Origin of the sequence: Streptomyces sp. NPDC060002, assembly GCF_042737245.1 — a bacterium.
Classification (GTDB): Bacteria; Actinomycetota; Actinomycetes; order Streptomycetales; family Streptomycetaceae; genus Streptomyces.
In genome coordinates this window covers 116,001-137,908 of record NZ_JBHWUW010000008.1, presented here as the reverse complement: position 1 = coordinate 137,908, position 21,908 = coordinate 116,001, and the positions used below count along the sequence as shown (strand labels likewise).

Below are 21,908 nucleotides of genomic sequence, written 5' to 3'. Positions count from 1 at the left end.
GCCCGCTTTTTCGTGTCCGCGCTTTCTTCGTGTCTGAGTGCGAGCAAGACCACTATCGGGGAAAGCGCTACCGGGACGACCGGAAGGTACGGCAGGATCCTGGAATGGAGCGTGTACGTGATGTCTCTGAGCTGCCGAAAGCCCATCTGCACCTGCACTTCACCGGGTCGATGCGGGCCACCACCGTGCTGGAACTGGCCGACAAGTACGGCGTGCGCCTGCCGGAGGCGCTGACCGAGGCGCTGACCAGCGGGGAGCCGCCGAAGCTGCGGGCCACGGACGAACGGGGCTGGTTCCGCTTCCAGCGCCTGTACGACGCGGCGCGGTCGTGCCTACGGGAGCCGGAGGACATCCAGCGGCTGGTGCGGGAGGCCGCCGAGGAGGATGTGAAGGACGGCTCGGGCTGGCTGGAGATCCAGGTGGACCCGACGTCGTACGCGCCCCGGCTGGGCGGGCTGATCCCGGCTCTGGAGGTCATCCTGGACGCGGTGGAGACGGCCTCGCGCGACACCGGGCTCGGCATACGGGTACTGGTCGCGGCGAACCGGATGAAGCACCCGCTGGACGCCCGCACACTGGCCCGGCTGGCCGTGCGGTACGCGGACCGGGGGGTGGTCGGTTTCGGGCTGTCGAACGACGAACGCCGTGGCATGGCGAGGGACTTCGACCGGGCCTTCGCGATCGCGCGGGAGGGCGGCCTGCTGTCCGCCCCGCACGGCGGCGAGTTGACCGGCCCCTCGTCCGTCCGCGACTGCCTGGACGACCTGGCCGCGAACCGGCTGGGGCACGGGGTGCGGGCGGCCGAGGATCCACGGCTGCTGAAGAGGCTCGCCGACCGGGGGGTGACCTGCGAGGTGTGCCCGGCGTCGAACGTGGCGCTGGGGGTGTACGAGAAGCCGGAGGACGTGCCGCTGCGGACGCTCTTCGAGGCCGGGGTGCCGATGGCCCTGGGTGCCGACGACCCGCTGCTGTTCGGCTCACGCCTGGCGGCCCAGTACGACATCGCCCGCCGCCACCACGCCTTCACGGACGAGGAGTTGGCGGAACTGGCCCGGCAGTCTGTACGGGGGTCCGCGGCCCCGGAGGACGTCAGGGCGAAGCTGCTGGCGGGTGTGGACGACTGGCTGGCGTACGAGCCGTAGGCCGACCAGGCCCTACAGCCCGGCGCCCACCATCACCGGCTCGTTAACCAGCGTGACCCCGAAGGCCTCGCGGACCCCGGCCACGACCTCGCGGGCCAGCGCCAGCAGGTCCTCCGTGGTGGCCGCGCCGCGGTTGGTGAGGGCGAGGGTGTGCTTGGTGGAGATACGGGCGGGCCCGCTGCCGTACCCCTTGGTGAAGCCCGCCTTGTCGATCAGCCAGGCCGCGGAGGTCTTGGTGTGCCCCTCCCCCGCGGGGTAGGCGGGCGGCTCCGCGCCGTCGCCCAGGCGCTCCCGCACGCGCGCGTGGAACACGGCGAAGTCGGCGTCGGTGAGGATCGGGTTGGTGAAGAAGGAGCCGGCCGACCAGGTGTCGTGGTCCTCGGGGTCGAGGACCATGCCCTTCCCGGCGCGCAGCTTCAGCACGGTCTCGCGGGCCTCGGCGAGCGGCACCCGGTCTCCGGGCCCGACGCCCAGCGCGCGTGCCGTCTCGGCGTACTTCAGGGGCGCCGACAGCCCGTCCGCGTCCTCGAGTTCGAAGCGGACGCGCAGAACGACATACCGCTCGGGGTCGGCCTTGAAGCGGCTGTGCCGGTAGGAGAAGGCGCACTCCTCGTTGGTGAGCGTGACCGTCTCACCCGCCCGTCGGTCGTAGGCGATCACCTCGGTGATCGTCGTGGAGACCTCCTGGCCGTACGCCCCGACGTTCTGGATCGGGGTCGCGCCCGCCGAGCCGGGGATGCCGGCCAGGCACTCGACGCCGGCCAGCCCGGCCTCCACTGTGCGGGCGACGGCGTCGGTCCAGATCTCGCCGGCGGCCAGCTCCAGTCCTGTCCCGACGAGTTCACAGCCGCGCGTGGCGATCCGCAGGGCGGTGCCCTCGAAGCCCTTGTCGCCGATGACGAGGTTCGAGCCACCGCCGACGATCAGCAGCGGCGTGCCGTCGGCGTCGGCCTCGCGCACGGCGGCGATCACCTCGGCGTCGGTCGTCGCGGTCACCAGCCTGGTGGCGGGACCGCCCAGCCGGAAGGTGGTCAGCGGGGCGAGCGGGGCATCGTGGAGTTCCTGCACGCGCCCAAGCCTACGAGACACCACCGACAGCCCCGCCCTCCCCCGGCTCCGACAGCCCGCTCCCCCACCCGCCGTCACGGCACGCGCGCGTACGGTCCCGCCGAGGTGGACGGGACCGTACGCGCGCGTGCCGGGTGTGTCCGGGCACTTCCTGTGCCGTGTGTCTCAACGGGCGGCGGGCTCCAGCACCGGTGCCGCCGCGGAGTCCGCCTCAGACGTCGCCGGGGAGTCCGTCGTGGCGAGGGCCGCTTCCCGCCGGGCCGGTATCAGCAGGGCGGCGATCCCGGCGAGGGCCACCACGGCCGAGCCCGTGACCAGCGCGGGCCGCAGTCCGTCGACGAAGGCTGGGCCGGACTCGTAGCCGCCCTGCGCCGAGAAGATCGACGCCATGATGGCGATACCGAGGGCCCCGCCGACCTCCCGCAGCGCGTTGTTGGCGCCGGAGGCGATCCCCTGTTCCTGCGGTCGGACGCTGGACATCACCAGGTTGGAGGCCGGGGCGAAGAACAGCGCCATGCCGATGCCGCTGATGATCAGGCCGGGCAGCTGGACGGCGTAGGAGGCGTCGACGGTCGCCACGGCGGCCATCCAGCCGAGACCGGCGGCCTGGAGGAAGAGCCCGGTGGCGACGACCGGCCGGCCTCCGACACGGTCGGAGAGGATGCCGGCGATCGGCGCGACGAGCATCGGCATACCGGTCCAGGGCAGCATCCTGAGGCCCGCCTCGGTGGGCGAGTAGCCGAGGACGCCCTGCATGTACTGGCTGAGCAGGAAGATCGAGCCGAACATCCCGAGGAACATCAGCAGGCTCGCGGCGTTGATCCCCGCGAAGGCACGGGACCGGAAGAGACGCATCGGCAGCATGGGGTTCTTGGCCCGCAGCCCGTGCAGGACGAATCCGACGAGCAGGACGGCGCCAGCGGACAGACCGGTCAGCACGAGCGGGCTGGTCCAGCCGTCGGCCGGCCCGCGCACCAGGCCGTAGACGAGCCCGAAGAGGCCGCCGCTGGCGAGCAGGGTGCCGGGGAAGTCGAGCGGGGCACCGGTGCCGTAGGACTCGGCGAGGCGCAGCCGGGCGAGCGGCAGCAGGGCGAGACCCAGCGGAACGTTCAGCCAGAAGATCCAGTGCCAGGACACGTGTTCGGTGAGGCTGCCGCCGATGAGCGGCCCGGAGGCGACCGCGAGTCCGTTGACGGCGCCCCAGATGCCGTAGGCCATCCCACGCTTCGCCGCGGGCACGGCGGCCGTGAGCAGGGTGAGCGTCAGCGGCATCATGACGGCGGCGCCGACGCCCTGGACCGCGCGGGCGGCGATGAGGGAGCCGATGCCGGGCGCCATGGCCGCGGCGGCGGAGGCGGCGGTGAAGACGGTGAGCCCGGCGATGAACATCCGCCGACGGCCGAACCGGTCGCCGAGCGCCGCACCGAACATGAGCAGCACGGCGAAGGTGAGCGTGTAGGCGCTCACGGTCCATTCGAGGTCGCCCAGCCCGCCGCCGAGATCCTCACGGATGGACGGCAGGGCGGTGGTGACGACGAGGTTGTCGAGTGCCGCCATGAATCCGGCGACGCTGGTGATGACGAGGGCCCAGACGGCTCCCCCGCGACGTGCTGTCTGCTGTGACATCGCTCCCCCAGCGGGTGGTCCAACTTCGATTAGTTATCGATGACTAACTTTTGCGCCCATGAGAAGGCGCCCGCCAAAGGCATCCTGCGGAGACGACGCCGAACCGCCTCGTCGCACTACTTCTCCAGCCGGCCCTTGAGCCGAGCCGACGGATACAGCCCTTCCCAGACCCGGTGTTCGGGTGAGAACCCCATGGCCACCAGGCAGTTGACGAGCATGCCGTACGCCATGAAGGTCGTCGTCTCGTTCACGTCGGCGCCGAGGGGCAGATGGACGGTGTCCCAGAGCCGCATCCATCCGGCGCGCACGGCCTCGCCGAACCCGCGGTCACCCTCCGCCTCGGCGGCGGACACCGCGACGTACATCTGCATCTGCATCATCAGCCGCTCGGGCCGCTCCGCGATGAGCTTGGTGTACGCGTTCGCCATGGCGTGCAGGGCCTCTTCGCCCTCCAACCCCTTGGCGGCCTCCGCGAACGTATGGATGGTGTCCTCCATGCAACGCTCTGCCGCCGCGAGGAAGATCGCCTTCTTGCCCGGGAAGAGCCGGAAGAGATACGGCTGCGAGACACCCACCCGCTTGGCGATCGACTCGGTGGACGTGCCGTGATAGCCGCCCCGCGCGAATTCGGTCGTCGCCGCGTGGATGACGCTCTCGCGCCTCTCGTCTGCGCTCATCCTGACCATGCGGCTAAGTTAGTACTCAATCACTAACTACGTCAAGGGGCGCCAACGCGTAAGGGGCGCCTCCTCATGGAGGGCGCCCCTTACGTCATCTGCCGCTTCGCGCTCAGGCCAGCCGTACGACCGCCCGGGACATCCCGAGGACCTTCAGCCCGCCGCTGGTCACGGTCAGGTCGACCCGCACGGTGTTGTCGTCGAGCTTGGCACCCACCTTGCCGGTGACCTCGATCACGGCACCCTGGTCGTCGTTCGGGACGACGACGGGCTTGGTGAAGCGGACGCCGTAGTCGACGACCGCGCCCGGGTCGCCGATCCAGTCGGTGACGACCCGGATCGCCTCGGCCATGGTGAACATGCCGTGCGCGATGACGTCCGGCAGGCCCACCTCCTTGGCGAACTTCTCGTTCCAGTGGATGGGGTTGAAGTCCCCGGAGGCACCCGCGTACTGCACCAGCGTGGCGCGGCTCACGGGAAAGGACCGGGCCGGCAGTTCGGTGCCGACCTCGACATCGTCGTAAGCGATCTTCGCCGTCATCGGTTCCTCACGCCTTCCCGTCCGTGGCGTCCACGGATTCCGCCGGCTCCGCCGCGCGGGCGACGAGCTTGGTCCAGGCGGTCACGACGTGCTCGCCGCTCTCGTCGTGGACCTCGCCACGGATGTCCAGGATGTCGTTGCCGGCCATGGACTTGACCGCCTCGATGGTCGAGATGACCGTGAGCCGGTCACCGGCGGTCACCGGGCGCCGGTAGGCGAACTTCTGGTCGCCGTGCACCACTCGGCTGTAGTCGAGGCCCAGCTGAGGGTCCTGGACGACCTGTCCCGCCGCCTTGAAGGTGATCGAGAACACGAAGGTCGGCGGCGCGATCACATCGGCGTACCCGAGCGCCTTGGCGGCGTCCGGGTCGGTGTACGCCGGGTTGGCGTCGCCCACGGCCTCGGCGAACTCGCGGATCTTCTCCCGACCGACCTCATAGGGATCGGTGGGCGGGTAGGTCCGCCCGACGAAGGACTGGTCGAGCGCCATGGCCTCGGCACCTCCTGGTTGCTCTGCTGCTTGGCTCTACTGCTCAGCGTTGCTCTACTGACCGGTACGGGGCGTTCAACGACACGAGGCCGCCCCCGATCACTCGGGGACGGCCTCGCATACGAGCCTGATTTATCGCGTTTCGCGGTGCGCGGTGTGCGCCTTGCAACGCGGGCAGTGCTTCTTCATCTCCAGTCGGTCCGGGTTGTTACGCCGGTTCTTCTTGGTGATGTAGTTCCGCTCCTTGCACTCCACGCAGGCCAGCGTGATCTTCGGGCGGACGTCGGTGGCAGCCACAGGAGTGCTCCTTGACGAACGGATGGGACAATATTACGCATAGAAGAGTAGCCGATCGAAGGACCGACCCCACAATCGGCTACTGTCAGTAGCGGTGACCGGACTTGAACCGGTGACACAGCGATTATGAGCCGCTTGCTCTACCGACTGAGCTACACCGCTTTGATGGGATCAGGTCCCGCCTTGCGACGGGAACCTCACCCACCAGAGCCCCAATACGGAATCGAACCGTAGACCTTCTCCTTACCATGGAGACGCTCTACCGACTGAGCTATTGGGGCGAGCGATGAAGACATTACACGGTCCGCAGCCGTTCACCCAAATCCGTTTCCTGAGGCCTTCCGGGGCCGCCTGAACCCCGATTCCCCAAGGTCCCAGCGGTCTCCCGAGCCCCTCCCGCACGCCGGACCACACCGGTACGACTATTGCGCTCCTCCCCGCTCGCGCCGAAACGCCGTCCTAGGCTCGAAGCACTCTGCGTGATCTTGCTTCCCCGTGACCGCGTGTCACCCGCGTCATCCGTGTCCCCGCGCAGTCCCGAGCCGAGCCCCTGGAGCGCGATGCCCGACAGCCAGCCGCAGCCGCCTCCTTGGCCGTCGTCCTCGTCCGGCGCTTCGGGAGGTTCGCCGGACCCGGCCGCCCTCCTGCTGTGCGGGGCGCGCCTGACGGACGGCCGGACCGTGGACGTACGGCTGGGCCGCGGGCGCATCGAGGCGGTCGGCACGGCGGGCAGCCTGACGACCGGCCCCGCCCGCGGCGGCACGCGCGTGGACCTCGGCGGCTACCTCCTGCTCCCCGCCCCCGCCGAGCCGCACGCGCACGCCGACACCGCGCTCACGGCCGACGTCGACGGCCCGGTCTCGTACGCCCCCGAGGACGTCCAACGCCGTGCCACGGAGGCCGCGCTGCTGCAACTGGGCCACGGCGCGACGGCACTGCGCGCACATGTGCACGTGGGCGACGTCCAGGGCCTCGGCGCGCTGGCCGCCGTACTGCAGGCCCGGCGTTCGCTGCGCGGGCTGGCCGAACTGACGACGGTGGCGATGCCCCGGGTACTGACCGGGGCGGCCGGGGCGGACGGGCTCGCGATGCTGCGGGACGCGGTGAAGATGGGCGCTTCGGTGGTGGGCGGCTGCCCGGACCTGGACCCCGACCCGACGGGCTACGTGGAGGCCGTCCTGGAGGTCGCCTCCGAGCACGGCTGCCCCGTCGACCTGCACACGGACGCCGCCGATCCGGCCCGTCTCGCCCGCCTCGCCGCGATGGCCGGCGGCCTGCGCCCCGGCGTCACCCTGAGTCCCTGCGGCGCCCTCGACGGCCTCCCCGCCGAAGCGGCCACCCGAACCGCCGACCAACTCGCCGCCGCCGGCGTGACGGTGGTCTGCCTCCCCCAGGGCGGCTGCGGCACCGTCGAACACCGGGACGCGCCGCCGGTACGGCTGTTGCGCGCCGCCGGCGTGCGGGTCGCGGCGGGCAGCGGGGCGTTGCGGGACGTCTCCAACCCGGTCGGCCGCGGCGACCCCCTGGAGGCGGCCTACCTGCTCGCCTCCCGCCACGGTCTGCGCGCCGAGGACGCCTACGACGCCGTGAGCACGTCCGCGCGGGCCGCGCTGGGGCTCCCCGAGGTCCGTGTGGAGGCGGGCTTCCCCGCCGACCTCCTGGCCGTCCGCGGCGACCGGCTGGCGGGCGCCCTGTCCCTGGCGTACAGCAGGATCGTGATCCACCAGGGCCGCGTGGTGGCCCGCACGAGCGCGGTCCGCGAGTACCGCGGCTCGACGGCCGCCCCGGAGTGGGGCCTGCCGAGGCAGGGACGAGGGGGACTGTCGTAGGACGGCGGGGACGGCGCGGGGAGTTGGGTCGAGCCGGGCCGGGCCCCGGACGAAGTCATGCGGCGGATGCGGTTGTCCGGGCGTACGGTCGGAAGCATGCGCATTGTCATCGCTGGTGGTCATGGTCAGATCGCGCTGCGGCTGGAGCGTCTGCTCGCCGCGCGCGGGGACGAGGTCGCGGGGATCATCCGCAAGGCGGAACAGGGCGACGACCTGCGGGCGGCCGGCGCCGAACCGGTCGTCCTGGACCTGGAGTCGGCGTCCGTCGAGGAGGTCGCGGAGCGGCTGCGGGGCGCGGACGCGGCGGTGTTCGCGGCGGGTGCCGGCCCGGGCAGCGGGGTGGGCCGCAAGGACAGTGTGGACAAGGGTGCGGCCGTCCTGTTCGCGGACGCGGCGGTCCGGGCGGGCGTACGGCGCTTCGTGCTCGTGTCGTCCATGGGCGCGGACCCCGGCCACCGGGGCGACGAGGTCTTCGACGTCTATCTGCGCGCCAAGGGCGAGGCGGACGCGCATGTGCAGGGCCTGGACTCCCTCGACTGGACGATCCTGCGTCCCGGCGCGCTGACGGACGACGCCGGCACCGGTCTGGTCCGCCTGGAGGCCCGCACGGGCCGCGGTCCCGTCCCGCGCGACGACGTGGCCGCCGTGCTGGCCGAACTGCTGGACACGCCGGCGACGTCCGGCCTCACCCTGGAGCTCGTCGGCGGCCCGGCGCCGGTACCGGTGGCGGTCAAGGCGGTGGCGGGGAACTGAGGAAGCCCACCCGCTAGAAGAGGGGCAACTGCCCCGGAAACTCAGGAACCACATACCCGTCCAACGACGGCTGGGCCGAGCCCAGTTGTGCCGCGCTGCGGGAGCCGGGGCAGGAGACGAGCTCCCCGGTTCCGCGCGCACCCCGCGGGTCGTGCCGGGCGAACCGTCCGGCGACGACGGCGATCTCGCGACGGCATACGGGGCAGGTTCTACGACGGCTGGACGCGCTGGACATGTGGTCAGTCTGCCCCAGTGGGCCACGCGGGTACCCCACGGCGGGACGCGCGCCGCTCGCCGCGCGGAAGTGCGATGACCTCCCTAGCATCCGTACACGTGGCACATACCTTCGAGGAACTCGTGGAGAAGCAACGCGCGGCCGACGAGGCACACGCGAGGGTCGAAGCGCTGCGGGACACGTACGGCGCACCCACGGCCACCCCCTGGCCGGAGATCCAGACCGACACCTACGAAACCGCCTGGCGCGCCTGGCGCGACCTCGCCCGCGACGTACAGGCCGCGGTGACCGAACATGCCAAAGACGAGAACAGACCACGCAACGACATCGAGGCAGAGGTGAAAAGAGCGGCGAAGACCCCCTCGCCGGAAGCCTCCGACCCCCCGGAGGACTCCGCCGAAGGAAAGTGAGACGCGCCGCCGTCCGAGCTTCTCTCCGCATACGAAAAAACCCCTCCGCTCTGCGTTTCCGCAGTTCGGAGGGGTTCCTTCTCTCAGCGTGGCGGCGCCAGGGTTCGAACCTGGGTAGGCTGAGCCGGCAGATTTACAGTCTGCTCCCTTTGGCCGCTCGGGCACACCGCCGGGTTTGCTGCCTGTTCGAACCGCTTTTCGGCGGTGCTCCCTGGCAACGACGTAAACGATACCCGATGCCCAGGGGTGCTTCGCCACCTGATTCCTCGCCGCCCGGAGGGAGCGGGGTGACTAGGCTTGTGCGGATGCGGCCCGGGATCACGCCGGGCTCGGCGGTCGCCCCCACGCACGCCGATACGCACCTGACACGCACCCCGATACAAGGAGCCACAGGACATGGCCGACTCCAGTTTCGACATCGTCTCGAAGGTCGAGCGGCAGGAGGTCGACAACGCCCTCAACCAGGCCGCCAAGGAGATCTCGCAGCGCTACGACTTCAAGGGCGTCGGCGCCTCGATCTCGTGGTCCGGTGACAAGATCCTGATGGAGGCGAACTCCGAGGACCGGGTGAACGCCGTCCTCGACGTCTTCCAGTCCAAGCTGATCAAGCGCGGGATCTCCCTCAAGGCCCTGGAGGCGGGCGAGCCCCAGCTCTCCGGCAAGGAGTACAAGCTCTTCGCGGAGATCAAGGAGGGCATCTCCCAGGAGAACGCGAAGAAGGTCGCGAAGCTCATCCGCGACGAGGGCCCCAAGGGCGTGAAGGCCCAGGTGCAGGGCGAGGAACTGCGTGTCAGCTCCAAGAGCCGCGACGACCTCCAGACCATCATCACGCTGCTCAAGGGCCAGGACTTCGACTTCGCTCTTCAGTTCGTGAACTACCGGTAGTCGGCCGGACGACCGGGCGGACGACCGGCGGCCGGACTCGAGCCGGACAGCCACGAGCAAGGGTGGGCGCCCGTCGGGTGCCCACCCTTCTCGTCCGGCCCGCCGCAGAGGCACTCAGAGGCACTCAGTCGCGCGAGTTGCCGAACAGCAGGCGATAGACGATCAGCAGCACCAGCGAACCGCCGATCGCCGCGGCCCAGGTCGCGCCGTCGTAGAAGTCCTTGGTGATGGGGTGGTCCAGCCAGCGGGCCGATATCCAGCCGCCGATGAACGCGCCCGCGACGCCGATGAGGGTCGTGCCGATGAAGCCGCCCGGGTCGCGGCCCGGCAGCAGGACCTTGGCAACGACTCCGGCCAACAACCCCAGGATGATCCAGCTGATGATGCTCATGCCCTGAACCTGCCCTTCCGTGCTGTGCCCGCGCTGTCCGGACACTGTGATGTCGCTCGCTCCGGACGGGCTGTGCTCGTTTCCGTCGCGCCCCGCGTCCTGCGCCGCACGCGGGTTCGGTCGTGTCGATGAGGACGACGTCACGACGGCACGCGGTGGTTCCGTCGATCAGTAGGGTGCGGCCCATGACACAGCCCGGATCGCGCACCGAACTGCGGCGGACGCTCGGCCTCGGCGACGCCGTGGTCATCGGGCTCGGCTCGATGATCGGTGCCGGCGTCTTCGTGGCCCTCGCTCCCGCCGCGCAGGCAGCGGACTCCGGGCTGCTGCTCGGACTCGCGCTCGCCGCGCTGGTCGCCTACTGCAACGCCATGTCGTCGGCGCGACTCGCCGCCCTGTATCCGGCCTCGGGCGGCACGTACGTGTACGGGCGCGAGCGGCTCGGCGCGTTCTGGGGGTATCTGGCGGGCTGGTCGTTCGTGGTCGGGAAGACAGCCTCCTGTGCGGCGATGGCTCTGACGGTCGGGGCGTACGTCTGGCCGGGGCAGGCGCACGCGGTGGCGGTCGCGGCCGTGGTGGCCCTGACCGCGGCCAACTACGGCGGCGTCCAGAAGTCGGCCTGGCTGACGCGGGCGATCGTTGCGGTGGTCCTGGCGGTCCTCGCTTCCGTGGTGGTCGTGTGCCTGGGGTCCGGTGCGTCCGAGGACGGGCGGCTGGACGTCGGGATCTCCGGGGATGTCGGCGGGGTGCTGACGGCCGCCGGCCTGCTGTTCTTCGCCTTCGCCGGGTACGCGCGCATCGCGACCCTGGGCGAGGAGGTGCGGGACCCGGCGCGCACCATCCCCCGCGCGATTCCCCTGGCCCTGGGGATCACGCTGGTCGTGTACGCGTGTGTGGCGGTCGCCGTCCTTTCCGTGCTGGGGTCGGGCGATCTCGGGCGGGCGGAGGCCCCGCTGGCCGACGCGGTGCGGGCGGCGGGGGTGCCCGGGCTGGTGCCGGTGGTACGGATCGGGGCGGCCGTGGCGGCGTTGGGCTCGCTCCTCGCCCTCGTCCTGGGCGTCTCGCGCACGACGCTGGCCATGGCCCGGGACCGGCATCTGCCGGGCGCCCTGGCCGCCGTACATCCGCACTTCCGGGTACCGCACCGGGCCGAGCTCACCGTGGGCGCGGTGGTCGCGGTCCTGGCCGCCACGGTGGACGTCCGGGGCGCGATCGGGTTCTCCTCCTTCGGTGTGTTGACGTACTACGCGGTGGCCAACGCGTCGGCCTGGACGCTCGATCCGGCCCCGGCGAAGCGGGTGCTGCCCGCGGTGGGGTTCCTGGGCTGCGTGGTTCTCGTGTTCGCGCTGCCGAGGACCTCGGTGCTCGTGGGGGCGGGGGTGCTGGCGGTGGGCGTGCTCGCTTACGGGGTACGGCGGCGCTGGGCAGGCGCGCGGTAGGCGCTGGGCAGGCGCGCGGTAGCCGTACGACGGCGGCTACGGACGCCCGACGGGGGCGGTGGCCGGGCGACGGGGGCGTGTCAGCAGACCGCTACCGCGTCGTCGCCCCAGGTGCCGCCGTGCGTATGCGGAACTCGTTCCAGGGGGTCGGTTCCGGGTCATCGTCCAGGGTGTCGTACCAGCCCGTGCCGTCGAGCCAGGCGTGCAGCCAGGCCGTGAGGCTGGGGGCGTCGACGAACCAGGCGTGGTCGGGGTCACCGGGGTTCGGTTCGAAGAGCAGGACCGTCGCCTGCGGGGAGCGGCAGTCCACGCAGGCGTACATCGCGCAACCCCAGTGGGATATCGGCAGGACGCCCTCGGGCCAGGGCCAGTCGGGGTCCTCGCGACCGCTTGCGCGAAAGGTGAGGTACTGCGTGACAGCGGCGGGTTCACCGGCCGGAGAGCTGTCGAGCAGGGGCAGCAGGCCGTACTCCGGGCCGAATCCGCCGTCACCTACACGCAGGTAGAGGTCGGCGAGCAGTGGAGGCAGGCGGAAGCCGAGGGCGGCCTCGGCACGGGCCACGGTGGCCGCGTCCACAGGGTCGGGGAGCGAAGGCCAACCCCAGGGGCGGGTGGTGGCCGCCTTGGCCGCCACCCTTGCCCGCAACTGCTCGTTCTCGGTCATGCGTTCATGATGCAAGCCGCCACTGACAACCGCGCCGGCCTGTGGACAACTCCCCGCCTGTGGACAACCGGCCGGCGGCGGACTGCCGTCGAGCGGTCGGCTGCTGGGTCACTGACGGGTTGTGGGCACGAGCGGATCGGGCTCGGCCCGTCAGCGCGCCGCGAACGGCTGGTCCGTGGGCACGATTTCGCGGCCCAGCGGGAACAGCGAGACCGGGATCAGCTTGAAGTTCGCGATGCCGAACGGGATGCCGATGATGGTCAGGCAGAGAAGGAGGCCGGTGACGATGTGTCCGATGGCCAGCCACCAGCCGGCGAGGACCAGCCAGAGCACGTTGCCGAGGCAGGAGGGTGCGCCCGCGTCCCGACGCTCGATCGTCGTGTAGCCGAAGGGCCAGAGGGCGTAAACGCCGATTCGGAAAGCAGCGATGCCGAAGGGAATGCCGATGATCGTGATGCAGAGCAGGGCTCCTGCGGCCAGGTAGGCGAGGAACAGCCAGAATCCGCTCAGGATCAGCCAGATGACGTTCAGGATGGTCTTCACTGGTGGCGACCTGCCATTTTCTCGAGCCGGGCGATACGGTCCGCCATCGGCGGATGCGTCGAGAACATCTTGGAGAGTCCCTGGCCCGGGCGGAAGGGATTCGCGATCATCATGTGGCTCGCGGTCTCGATGCGAGGCTCCGGGGGCAGCGGAAGCTGCTTGGTGCCTGTCTCCAGTTTGCGCAGCGCGCTCGCGAGGGCCAGCGGGTCACCGGTGAGCTGGGCGCCCGAGGCGTCCGCCTCGTACTCCCGGGAGCGGCTGATGGCGAGTTGGATGAGGCCGGCGGCGAGCGGGCCGAGAATCATGATCAGGAGCATGCCGAGGATGCCGGGGCCGTCGTCGTCGTCCGAGCGGCCGATCGGGATCAGCCAGGCGAAGTTGACGAGGAACATGATCACGGAGGCGAGCGCGCCGGCGACCGAGGAGATGAGGATGTCCCGGTTGTAGACGTGGCTGAGCTCATGGCCGATGACGCCGCGGAGTTCGCGCTCGTCGAGGAGGCGCAGGACGCCTTCCGTGCAGCACACGGCGGCGTTGCGCGGGTTGCGGCCGGTGGCGAAGGCGTTGGGCGCCTCGGTCGGGGAGATGTACAGGCGGGGCATGGGCTGACGGGCCTGGGTGGAGAGGTCGCGGACCATCCGGTACAGGGCGGGAGCCTCGAACTCGCTCACCGGGCGGGCGCGCATCGCGCGTAGCGCCAGTTTGTCGCTGTTCCAGTACGCGTACGCGTTGGTGCCGAGCGCGATCAGGACGGCGACGACCAGCCCCATGCGGCCGAAGAAGCTGCCGATGACGATGATGAGTGCGGACAGTCCCCCGAGGAGTACTGCGGTCCTGAGCCCGTTGTGCCGGCGGTGCACGGTACGCCCTCCAAGTCGTGCAGCAGGGGAACCCTTTGCTTGCGGATCTTGCTCGTGTCCGGTGGCACTGTGCCGTGGTGTCACATCCAGTGCACCTTCCCGTACTGGTCAACGCCAGGCGGGAGGCACTAGTTCCCTTGTGCTTGCGGGCATGGGTGTGGGCCGTCCGGGTGAGGACGGGGGCGCACGCGCGCGTGCGGGCTCAGAAGAGGCCGGTGTCGGTGAAGCGCAGGACCAGCTGGGGTGCTCCGGAGAGGGCGATGCCGAGGGCCGCGGTGAGGGCGATCGCGACGGTGAGCGGGGCGGGGACGCGGTGCTTCTCGGGCTCGCCTTCGGGGGCGCGGAAGAGCAGGGCCGTCCACTGGAGGTAGTAGTACAGGGCGATCACCACGTTGACGGCCATGACGACCGCGAGCCAGCCGAGGCCCGCGTCGACGGCTGCCGAGAAGACGGTGACCTTCGCGAAGAGACCGATGACGCCCGGCGGCACTCCGGCGAGGCAGAGCAGGAAGAAGGCCAGGAGGAGGGCTGCCGCCGGGTTCTTCGCGTAGAGGCCCCGGTAGTCCGTGATGCGGTTGGTCGCGCTGGTACGGCCCACCAGGGCGGCCACCGCGAAGGCGCCCAGATTCACGGCGGCGTACATCAGGGCGTAGGCGACGGTGGAGCCGATGGCGTGCTCGGCGTCGTCGGAGTACGCGGCGGCGGCGATCGGGACGAGGAGGTAGCCGGCCTGGCCCACGGAGGACCAGGCGAGCAGGCGTACGGCGCTGTACGCGCGCGTGGCTTGCTGGCGGAGGGCGCCGACGTTGCCGACGGTCATGGTGAGAGCGGCCAGCGCGGCCAGCGCGGGACCCCAGACGTCGGCGTACGAGGGGAAGCCGATGACGGTGACGAGGATGAGGCCGGAGAAGCCGACCGCCTTGCCGACGACCGACAGGTAGGCGGCGATGGGCAGGGGGGCGCCGACGTAGGTGTCGGGGACCCAGAAGTGGAAGGGGACGGCGGCCGTCTTGAAGGCGAAGCCGATGAGGGTGAGGACCACGCCGGTCTGGGCCAGGGTGTCCAGCCGGCCGTCGACGTGCTGGATGCGGTCGGCGACCTGGGTGAGGTACAGGGTGCCGGTCGTCGCGTACACGAAGCTGATGCCCAGGAGGCTGACGGTGGTCGCTGTGACGGACGACAGGAAGAACTTCAGGGCCGCCTCGGAGGACCTGCGGTCGCCGTGCCGGATGCCGACGAGGGCGAAGGCGGGCAGGGAGGCGACCTCCAGGGCGACGACGAGGGTGGCGAGATCGCGGGAGGCGGGCAGCAGGGCGGCACCGGCGGCGGAGGACAGCAGCAGGAACCAGAACTCGCCTTCGGGGAGCCGTCCGCGCGCGTCCTTCAGGGTGGTGACCGACAACAGGGCCGCCAGGAGCGCTCCCCCGAGCACCAGGAACTGGATCACGAGGGTGAAGCGGTCTGCCGTGTAGCTGCACGCGCGCGGGTCGCCGGTCAGGCAGAAGGTGGAGCGGTCGCCGTCCAGGAGAGGCAGGAGGAGGGCCGTGGAGGCGGCGAGTCCCGCGACCGACAGCCAGCCGAGGAGCGGCTTGCGGGCGTCGCCGACGAAGAGGTCGGCGACGAGGACGACGAGGGCGACGACCGCCGCCAGGGTGGGCGGTGCGATGGCCAGCCAGTCGACGGACTGGACCACCGACCCGGCCATGGGCTGGAACGCGGGCTGGGCCAGGGCGCTCATCGGGTGCCTCCTGCGAGGAGCTGCTGCACGGCCGGGTCGGTCAGCCCGAGGAGGGCCTTCGGCCACAGACCGGCGACGACGGTGAGGGCGACGAGCGGGGCCCAGGCCGCGAACTCGTAGGTCTGCACGTCGGCGAGGCGGGGGGCGTCCTGCGGGACGGCGCCCATGCAGACGCGACGGACCACGGCGAGCAGGTACGCGGCCGTCAGCAGAGTGCCGAACGCGGCGATCGCCGTGAAGGTGAGGAAGGCGGGGCGGCTGAGGCCGTCGGCGGGGTTGAAGGCGCCGAACAGGGCCAGCATCTCGCCCCAGAAGCCGGCGAGGCCCGGCAGGCCGAGCGAGGCGACGGCTGCGAAGGCGAGGAGGCCGCCGAGGCGGGGGGTCCTGCCGTACAGCGCGGCGCCGGTCTGCTCGGCGAGGGCGTCCAGATCGGTGGTGCCGGTGCGGTCCTTCAGCGCTCCTACCAGGAAGAAGAGGAGGCCGGTGATGAGCCCGTGGGCGATGTTGGCGAACAGGGCGCCGTTCACGCCGGTCGGGGTCATGGTCGCGATGCCGAGCAGGACGAAACCCATGTGGCCGACGGAGGAGTAGGCGATGAGGCGCTTGAGGTCGCCCTTCGCACCCCGCTTGGCGAGGGCCAGGCAGGCCAGGGATCCGTAGATGATCCCGACGACGGCGAACGCGGCGAGGTAGGGCGCGAAGACGCGGAAGCCGTCCGGCGCGACGGGCAGCAGGATCCGGACGAAGCCGTACGGGCCCATCTTCAGCAGCACTCCGGCCAGCAGGACCGAGCCGACGGTCGGGGCGGCGGTGTGGGCGTCGGGCAGCCAGCTGTGCAGCGGCCACATCGGGGTCTTGACGGCGAGCCCGATCCCGATTGCGAGTACGGCGATGACCTGCACGGATGTGGTCAGTGACCGGCCATTGTCAGTGGCGAGTGCCACCATGTCGAATGTGCCCGCCTTGATTCCGATCAGGAGCAGGCCGAGCAGCATGACGACGGATCCGAGCAGCGTGAAGAGGATGAACTTCCAGGCGGCCTTGGTCCGGCCCGCGCCGCCCCAGCGGGCGATGAGGAAGTACATCGGGACGAGGACCATCTCGAAGGCCAGGAAGAACAGCAGCAGGTCGAGGACGGCGAAGGCCGCGAGGGTGCCGGACTCCAGGACGAGCACGAGTGCGACGAAGGCCTTCGGGGACGGGTCCGCGGTCTGCGGCGTAGGTGGTTGGTGTTGCCGCTTGAAGTAGGAGTACACCGCGCAGAGGAAGGTCAGCAGCGCGGAAAGGACCAGCAGGGGGAGGGAGATGCCGTCGATGCCGAGGTGGATGCGCACGTCGAGTGCGGGGATCCAGCTGATGTCCGTGGTCGCCTGCATCCTCGACGGATGGTCGTGGTCGAAGCCGAGCGCGAGGACGACCGCGGCGATGAGGATCGCGCCGGTCACGGTCATGCCGTGGCGCAGCACGGCCTGCTCGGGTGACTTCCCCTTCAGCCCGGGTGGGGCCGGCAGAAGAGCGGCGACGGCGCCGAGGAGCGGGCCGACCACGATGAATGCCAGAAGGACCTGCATCACGGACTCGTTGATATCGATCACGCCCGCTCACGCTCCCGAAGCGACGAGAAGGGCGGCGACCGCCAGGACGACGGTGCCGGCGAGCAGCGCGCTCACATAGGTCTGAAGGTTGCCGGTCTGAGCGCGCCGTACGGCGGTCCCCAGCCAGCGGGGCAGAGTGCCCGCGCCGCGTACGTAGGTGTCGACGACCTCGCGGTCGAGGAACCGGACGAGACTCGCGCCGGCCTGGACCGGGCGGACGAACAGCGCCTCGTACACGGCGTCGAGGTGGAAGCCGACGGCCGCGTGGCGGTGCAGCGGGCCGAGCAGGAGTCGTCCGGGGTCCGCCGGGTCGGGGGCGGAAGCCACGTCTCCGTAGGCCGGCGCGTGCGTCGCGATCGCCTCGGCCTCGACGAGTCCCGCGTCACCCTCGGGGTGGGCGGCGACCGCGCCCAGGGGTACGCGGGCGGCGAGCCCGGTGAGATGGCGCCAGGCGGCGTACACGACGAGTCCGCCGGCCAGGGCCACACCCGTGCCGAGGACGGACGTGGTGAGGGTCGGGGCGAGGTCGTTGCCGTCGAACCAGTCGGGGAGGCTGCGGTAGGCGAGCCCGCCGAGGGCGAGGGACGGGACGGCCAGAACCCACAGCACCACGGTCATGGTCAGGGGCTGGCGGCCGTGGTCGGGGGCCTCGGGGCCCCGGCCGTGGAAGGTCAGCAACCACAGGCGGGTCGCGTAGGCGGCCGTGAGGAGGGCGGTGAGCAGGCCGGCGGCCAGGACGATCCAGCCTGCGGCGCCGGGCGCGTGCCCGGTGTGGCCCGCGGTGATGCGCTCGGCGGCGCCGAGCACCGACTCCTTGGAGAAGAAGCCACTGAACGGCGGGATCGCGGCCAGCGCGAGAAGCGCCACGGTCATCGTCCAGTAGGCGTCGGGGATGCGGTCGCGCAGGTGGCTCATGCGGGACATGGCGGCCAGCGAGTTGGTTCCGGCGGCGTGGATGATCACGCCGGCCGCGAGGAACAGCAGCGCCTTGAACGCGCCGTGCGAAAGGAGGTGGAAGACGGCGGCACCACGGTCGCCGACGGCGAGGGCGCCGGTCATGTAGCCGAGCTGGCCGATCGTCGAGTAGGCGAGGACGCGCTTGATGTCGTCCTGGGCGAGGGCGGCCAGGCCCGAGCCGACCATGGTGATGGCGGCCATCGCGGCGAGGGTCACCATCGCGGCCGCGGACGCCTCGAAGACCGGGAGGAGACGGGCGACGAAGTAGACGCCGGCGGCGACCATCGTCGCGGCGTGGATCAGCGCGGAGACGGGTGTGGGGCCTGCCATCGCGTCCGGGAGCCAGGTGTGCAGGGGGAACTGCGCGGACTTGCCGGCCACGCCCGCGAGGAGCAGCAGGGCGACGACCGTCGGATGGTCGAGTCCGCCGTGCGCGACGGTGGCGAGGACCTTAGTGATCCGGAAGGACCCGGCGTCGGTGGCGAGGGCGAACAGGCCGATGAGGAAGGGGACGTCGCCGAGCTTGGTGACGAGGAAGGCCTTGATGGAGGCGGCGCGGGCCTCCGGGGTCTCCCAGTAGTGGCCGACCAGGAAGTAGGAGCAGATTCCCATGACTTCCCAGCCGACCAGCAGCACGATCAGGTCGCCGGAGTAGACGACCAGGAACATCGCGGAGGTGAAGAGGGAGACGAGCGAGGCGTACGAGGGGTAGCGCGGGTCCTCGCGCAGGTAGCCGGTCGAGTAGATCTGCACGCAGGTGGCGACGAGGCCGACCAGGACGGCGACGAGGGCGGCGAAGCCGTCGATGTAGAGGGCCAGTTCGATCGGGATCGAGCCGGTGGGGGTCAGTTCGGTGGCCGCGGTGACGGAGGCGTCTCCGCCCTGGCGTACGGCGACGATCGCGGCCAGTACGAACGCGGCGAGGGTCGGCAGGACGGCGAGCGGGCGCACGAAGCCGGGGGCGGTGCGGCCGAGGAGCAGTCCGGCGGCCGCGCCCAGGAACGGGAGGAGGGGGACGAGGACGGCGAGGGTGGTCGTGGTCACGCGGTGGCCTCAGCCTTCTCGGCGGCCGTTCCGGTCGCGGGGGTGTCGCTGTCGGGGCCGTCGGTCGCGGGGCTCTCGTGGCCTTCGGCGGTGTCGCGGAGACGGTCGATGTCCGCGGTGCCTCGGTTGCGGTGGACGGCGAGCACGATCGCCAGGCCGATGCCGATCTCGGCGGCGGCGATGGCGATGGTGAACAGGGTCAGGGCCTGACCGGAGTGGAGGGTCTCCTCGGCGGTCCTGCTGAGCCAGACGTCGAAGGCGACCAGGTTGAGGTTGACGGCGTTGAGCATCAGCTCGACGGACATCAGGACGAGGATCGCGTTGCGTCGGGCGAGGACGCCGTACAGGCCGGTGCAGAAGAGGAGGGCGGACAGGACGGCGGGATAGACGAGGTGCATCAGCGGGTGCCTTCCTGCTCGGCCGGGTCCTCACGGGCATCCGAAACAGAAAGGGAACTCTCTGTGACGGATCGGGAACTCTTGGTGGCGGCCCGGGAGTTCACAGGGGGAGAGCTCGGCTCCGCCTTCGCCCTGCGGGACAGGACGATCGCGCCGACCAGTGCCGCGAGGAGAAGGACGGAGAGTGCCTCGAAGGGAAGGACCCAGTTCTGGAAGAGGCTCGCGCCGGTGACCTCGGTGGAGCCGGCGGCCGGACCGTCCAGGTCGATCCAGGTGGCGCGGAAGGCGTCGACGACCACCCAGATGAGCGCGGCGGCCGCGGCGACGGCAACCGTGAGAGCGGCCCAGCGGTTGCCGGAGTCCGCGTCCGGGGAGCGGCCGATGGGGGCCTTGGTGAGCATCAGACCGAAGAGGAGGAGCACGACGACGGAGCCGACGTAGATGAGGACCTGCACCCAGGCGATGAACTCGGCGGTGAGCAGGAGGTATTCGACGGCGAGCCCGCCGAGGGCGACCACGAGCCACAGGGCGGCGTGCACCAGTTGCCTGGTGGTCACGGTGACGAGGGCGGCGCCGAAGGTGACCAGTCCGACGAGCAGGAAGGCGATCTCGACGCCGGTCGGGGAGAGAAAGCCGTGGTGGGCCTGAGCGAGGGTCACGATTCTCCTTCCTGGGGTGCGTTCGGCTCGGCTGCCTGGGGTGCGTACGACTCGGCCTGGGCTGCCGCCAGCTTCTCGGCCGCCTTGCGGGCGGACGCGAGCTCCTTCGGCTCCTCGGCGGCGGGGTCGAGGGCGGGTGGGGCCGGGACGGTCCACATCCACTCGCGGAGCTTGTCGCGTTCGTGCGTGAGTTCGTGGATGTCGGTCTCGGCGTACTCGAACTCCGGTGACCAGAAGAGGGCGTCGAAAGGACAGACCTCAATGCAGATACCGCAGTACATGCACAGGGAGAAGTCGATGGCGAAACGGTCGAGGACGTTGCGGCTGCGCTCGCGGCCGCCCGGGGCGGCGGGCGGGACCGTCTCCTTGTGGGAGTCGATGTAGATGCACCAGTCGGGGCACTCACGGGCGCAGAGCATGCAGACCGTGCAGTTCTCCTCGAACAGGCCGATGACGCCACGGGTGCGGGGCGGAAGTTCGGGCTGGACGTCCGGGTACTGCTCGGTGACGGTCTTCCGCGTCATCGTGCGGAGGGTGACGGCCAGGCCCTTGGCGAGGCCACTGCCGGGGATGGGGGCCATTACCGGATCACCACCTTGACGATGCCGGTGAGGGCGATCTGGGCGAGGGAAAGGGGGACGAGGAGGGTCCAGGAGAGCTTCTGAAGCTGGTCCTCGCGCAGACGGGGATAGGTGACGCGGAGCCAGATCACGACGAAGGCGAGGACGGCCGCCTTGAGGAGGGTCCAGACCCAGCCGAGGCCGTCGGCGCCCCAGGGGCCGTGCCAGCCGCCCAGGAAGAGGACGGTGGTCAGGCCGCACAGGACGACGATTCCGGCGTACTCGGCGAGGAGGAAGAGGGCGAAGCGCAGCCCGGTGTACTCGGTGTACGCGCCGAAGATGATCTCCGAGTCGGCGACGGGCATGTCGAAGGGGGGCCGCTGCAGTTCGGCGAGACCGGCGACGAAGAAGACGATCGCGCCGATGATCTGCCAGGGCAGCCACCACCACTCGAAGGCGTCGACGATGCCGGGCAGGGAGACCGTGCCGGCCGCCATCGCCACCGAGGCGGCGGTGAGCAGCATCGGTAGTTCGTAGGCGAGGAGCTGCGCGGCGGTGCGCAGGCCGCCGAGAAGGGAGAACTTGTTGGCACTGGCCCAGCCGGCCATGAGGGAGCCGAGTACGCCGACGCCCATCACCGCGAGCACGAAGAAGATGCCCGCGTCCACGACCTGGCCGACGGCGCCTTCGCCCGGGCCGATGGGGATGGCGAGGAGGACCAGGAGATACGGGAGGAGAGCCACGGCAGGCGCGAGCTGGAAGATACGGCGGTCCGCGCCCGCGGGGACGATGTCCTCCTTCTGTACGAACTTGACGCCGTCCGCGACGAGTTGGGCCCAGCCGTGGAAGCCGCCCGCGTACATCGGTCCCAGGCGGCCCTGCATATGGGCCATCACCTTGTGCTCGGTCTGACCGACGATCAGGGGGAAGGTGAGGAAGACGACGAAGACGACCAGGAGTCGCAGGGCGACGTCGGGAGCGTCGTTCACTGCGAGCCTCCTGTGGGGTCCTCGGGGGCGGGGGGTTCCGTGCCGTCGGTACGGTCCGGCGCGCCACGGGTGGGCACGGGCTTCTCGACAGGCTCCGGCTGCCCGGGCGTGGCTTTCC

24 protein-coding genes and 3 tRNA genes are annotated in these 21,908 nt (G+C 70.8%); 6 read left to right on the top strand and 21 right to left on the bottom strand.

All coding sequences use genetic code 11. From position 1 onward, the window contains the following. Positions 1 to 104: 104 nt before the first annotated feature. Entirely contained in the window at positions 105 to 1,142 is a 1,038-nt protein-coding gene (locus ACFWBD_RS10685; RefSeq protein ID WP_385665587.1) for an adenosine deaminase, read from the top strand. Between the two features lie 12 nt (positions 1,143 to 1,154). On the opposite strand, the gene ACFWBD_RS10680 is transcribed toward ACFWBD_RS10685, so the two are convergent. From ACFWBD_RS10680 to ACFWBD_RS10645, 8 genes are all read right to left on the bottom strand, one after another. Beyond that, positions 1,155 to 2,210: a UDP-N-acetylmuramate dehydrogenase gene (locus tag ACFWBD_RS10680; protein WP_385665585.1), complete on the bottom strand. Its 1,056-nt coding sequence runs from the start codon at positions 2,208 to 2,210 to the stop codon at positions 1,155 to 1,157. Positions 2,211 to 2,375: 165 nt separating this feature from the next. Beyond that, a complete protein-coding gene (locus tag ACFWBD_RS10675; protein ID WP_385665582.1) occupies positions 2,376 to 3,836 on the bottom strand; it encodes a DHA2 family efflux MFS transporter permease subunit in 1,461 nt (486 codons plus the stop codon). Between the two features lie 116 nt (positions 3,837 to 3,952). Continuing rightward, the gene (locus tag ACFWBD_RS10670) at positions 3,953 to 4,522 is read right to left on the bottom strand and encodes a TetR/AcrR family transcriptional regulator (protein ID WP_385665579.1); all 570 of its coding nucleotides are present in this window, start codon (positions 4,520 to 4,522) and stop codon (positions 3,953 to 3,955) included. Positions 4,523 to 4,625: 103 nt separating this feature from the next. Beyond that, a complete protein-coding gene (locus ACFWBD_RS10665; RefSeq protein ID WP_385665576.1) occupies positions 4,626 to 5,054 on the bottom strand; it encodes a MaoC family dehydratase in 429 nt (142 codons plus the stop codon). 7 nt (positions 5,055 to 5,061) lie between these two features. Further along, entirely contained in the window at positions 5,062 to 5,544 is a 483-nt protein-coding gene (locus tag ACFWBD_RS10660; protein ID WP_385665573.1) for a MaoC family dehydratase N-terminal domain-containing protein, read from the bottom strand. 132 nt (positions 5,545 to 5,676) lie between these two features. After that, positions 5,677 to 5,841, bottom strand: a complete 165-nt coding sequence (gene rpmG / locus ACFWBD_RS10655; protein ID WP_006347275.1) for a 50S ribosomal protein L33 — start codon at positions 5,839 to 5,841, stop codon at positions 5,677 to 5,679. Positions 5,842 to 5,930: 89 nt separating this feature from the next. Next, positions 5,931 to 6,003 (bottom strand) — tRNA-Met (locus ACFWBD_RS10650). A gap of 46 nt (positions 6,004 to 6,049) precedes the next feature. Continuing rightward, positions 6,050 to 6,122, bottom strand: a tRNA-Thr gene (locus ACFWBD_RS10645). A gap of 279 nt (positions 6,123 to 6,401) precedes the next feature. Between ACFWBD_RS10645 and ACFWBD_RS10640 the strand changes: the two genes are divergently transcribed. Together ACFWBD_RS10640 and ACFWBD_RS10635 are read left to right on the top strand one after the other, a co-directional pair. Further along, positions 6,402 to 7,670, top strand: a complete 1,269-nt coding sequence (locus tag ACFWBD_RS10640; RefSeq protein WP_385665570.1) for a hydrolase — start codon at positions 6,402 to 6,404, stop codon at positions 7,668 to 7,670. A gap of 96 nt (positions 7,671 to 7,766) precedes the next feature. Next, positions 7,767 to 8,423, top strand: coding sequence for an SDR family oxidoreductase (locus ACFWBD_RS10635; protein WP_385665567.1), 657 nt, complete (start codon positions 7,767 to 7,769; stop codon positions 8,421 to 8,423). Between the two features lie 13 nt (positions 8,424 to 8,436). On the opposite strand, the gene ACFWBD_RS10630 is transcribed toward ACFWBD_RS10635, so the two are convergent. Beyond that, entirely contained in the window at positions 8,437 to 8,658 is a 222-nt protein-coding gene (locus ACFWBD_RS10630) for a hypothetical protein (RefSeq protein ID WP_385665565.1), read from the bottom strand. Positions 8,659 to 8,756: 98 nt separating this feature from the next. On the opposite strand from ACFWBD_RS10630, the gene ACFWBD_RS10625 reads away from it, so the two are divergent. Continuing rightward, the gene (locus ACFWBD_RS10625) at positions 8,757 to 9,068 is read left to right on the top strand and encodes a hypothetical protein (protein ID WP_385665562.1); all 312 of its coding nucleotides are present in this window, start codon (positions 8,757 to 8,759) and stop codon (positions 9,066 to 9,068) included. Between the two features lie 89 nt (positions 9,069 to 9,157). On the opposite strand, the gene ACFWBD_RS10620 is transcribed toward ACFWBD_RS10625, so the two are convergent. Next, positions 9,158 to 9,239 (bottom strand) — tRNA-Tyr (locus ACFWBD_RS10620). A 225-nt stretch (positions 9,240 to 9,464) separates the two neighbouring features. Between ACFWBD_RS10620 and ACFWBD_RS10615 the strand changes: the two genes are divergently transcribed. Continuing rightward, the gene (locus ACFWBD_RS10615; protein WP_351757603.1) at positions 9,465 to 9,953 is read left to right on the top strand and encodes a YajQ family cyclic di-GMP-binding protein; all 489 of its coding nucleotides are present in this window, start codon (positions 9,465 to 9,467) and stop codon (positions 9,951 to 9,953) included. A 124-nt stretch (positions 9,954 to 10,077) separates the two neighbouring features. Here the strand turns inward: ACFWBD_RS10615 and ACFWBD_RS10610 are convergent, their stop codons facing one another. Next, on the bottom strand, positions 10,078 to 10,344 hold the full coding sequence (locus tag ACFWBD_RS10610; RefSeq protein ID WP_385665558.1) for a GlsB/YeaQ/YmgE family stress response membrane protein: 267 nt from the start codon (positions 10,342 to 10,344) through the stop codon (positions 10,078 to 10,080). Positions 10,345 to 10,529: 185 nt separating this feature from the next. Here ACFWBD_RS10610 and ACFWBD_RS10605 point away from each other — a divergent pair, with 185 nt between their 5' ends. Further along, complete coding sequence (locus ACFWBD_RS10605) at positions 10,530 to 11,783, top strand: APC family permease (protein WP_385665555.1); 1,254 nt, start codon at positions 10,530 to 10,532, stop codon at positions 11,781 to 11,783. Positions 11,784 to 11,874: 91 nt separating this feature from the next. On the opposite strand, the gene ACFWBD_RS10600 is transcribed toward ACFWBD_RS10605, so the two are convergent. The 10 genes from ACFWBD_RS10600 to ACFWBD_RS10555 all read right to left on the bottom strand — a co-directional run bounded on the left by ACFWBD_RS10600 (position 11,875) and on the right by ACFWBD_RS10555 (position 21,790). After that, a complete protein-coding gene (locus ACFWBD_RS10600; RefSeq protein ID WP_385665552.1) occupies positions 11,875 to 12,447 on the bottom strand; it encodes an SMI1/KNR4 family protein in 573 nt (190 codons plus the stop codon). A gap of 150 nt (positions 12,448 to 12,597) precedes the next feature. After that, complete coding sequence (locus ACFWBD_RS10595) at positions 12,598 to 12,990, bottom strand: YccF domain-containing protein (protein WP_351757594.1); 393 nt, start codon at positions 12,988 to 12,990, stop codon at positions 12,598 to 12,600. Then, positions 12,987 to 13,850, bottom strand: coding sequence for a zinc metalloprotease HtpX (gene htpX, locus ACFWBD_RS10590; RefSeq protein ID WP_385665549.1), 864 nt, complete (start codon positions 13,848 to 13,850; stop codon positions 12,987 to 12,989). Before htpX ends, ACFWBD_RS10595 begins: the two co-directional genes overlap by 4 nt. A 202-nt stretch (positions 13,851 to 14,052) precedes the next feature. Continuing rightward, positions 14,053 to 15,588, bottom strand: coding sequence for an NADH-quinone oxidoreductase subunit N (locus ACFWBD_RS10585; protein ID WP_385665547.1), 1,536 nt, complete (start codon positions 15,586 to 15,588; stop codon positions 14,053 to 14,055). After that, the gene (locus ACFWBD_RS10580; protein WP_385665544.1) at positions 15,585 to 17,183 is read right to left on the bottom strand and encodes an NADH-quinone oxidoreductase subunit M; all 1,599 of its coding nucleotides are present in this window, start codon (positions 17,181 to 17,183) and stop codon (positions 15,585 to 15,587) included. The genes ACFWBD_RS10585 and ACFWBD_RS10580 overlap by 4 nt, the downstream gene beginning before the upstream one ends. Before the next feature lie 6 nt (positions 17,184 to 17,189). Next, positions 17,190 to 19,184: an NADH-quinone oxidoreductase subunit L gene (locus ACFWBD_RS10575; RefSeq protein WP_385665541.1), complete on the bottom strand. Its 1,995-nt coding sequence runs from the start codon at positions 19,182 to 19,184 to the stop codon at positions 17,190 to 17,192. Beyond that, complete coding sequence (gene nuoK, locus ACFWBD_RS10570) at positions 19,181 to 19,582, bottom strand: NADH-quinone oxidoreductase subunit NuoK (protein ID WP_385665539.1); 402 nt, start codon at positions 19,580 to 19,582, stop codon at positions 19,181 to 19,183. Before nuoK ends, ACFWBD_RS10575 begins: the two co-directional genes overlap by 4 nt. Continuing rightward, positions 19,582 to 20,241: an NADH-quinone oxidoreductase subunit J gene (locus ACFWBD_RS10565; protein WP_385665535.1), complete on the bottom strand. Its 660-nt coding sequence runs from the start codon at positions 20,239 to 20,241 to the stop codon at positions 19,582 to 19,584. The genes nuoK and ACFWBD_RS10565 overlap by 1 nt, the downstream gene beginning before the upstream one ends. Further along, entirely contained in the window at positions 20,238 to 20,822 is a 585-nt protein-coding gene (locus ACFWBD_RS10560; RefSeq protein WP_385665532.1) for a NuoI/complex I 23 kDa subunit family protein, read from the bottom strand. Before ACFWBD_RS10560 ends, ACFWBD_RS10565 begins: the two co-directional genes overlap by 4 nt. Continuing rightward, the gene (locus ACFWBD_RS10555) at positions 20,822 to 21,790 is read right to left on the bottom strand and encodes an NADH-quinone oxidoreductase subunit H (protein WP_385665529.1); all 969 of its coding nucleotides are present in this window, start codon (positions 21,788 to 21,790) and stop codon (positions 20,822 to 20,824) included. Before ACFWBD_RS10555 ends, ACFWBD_RS10560 begins: the two co-directional genes overlap by 1 nt. Between the last annotated feature and the right edge of the window lie 118 nt (positions 21,791 to 21,908).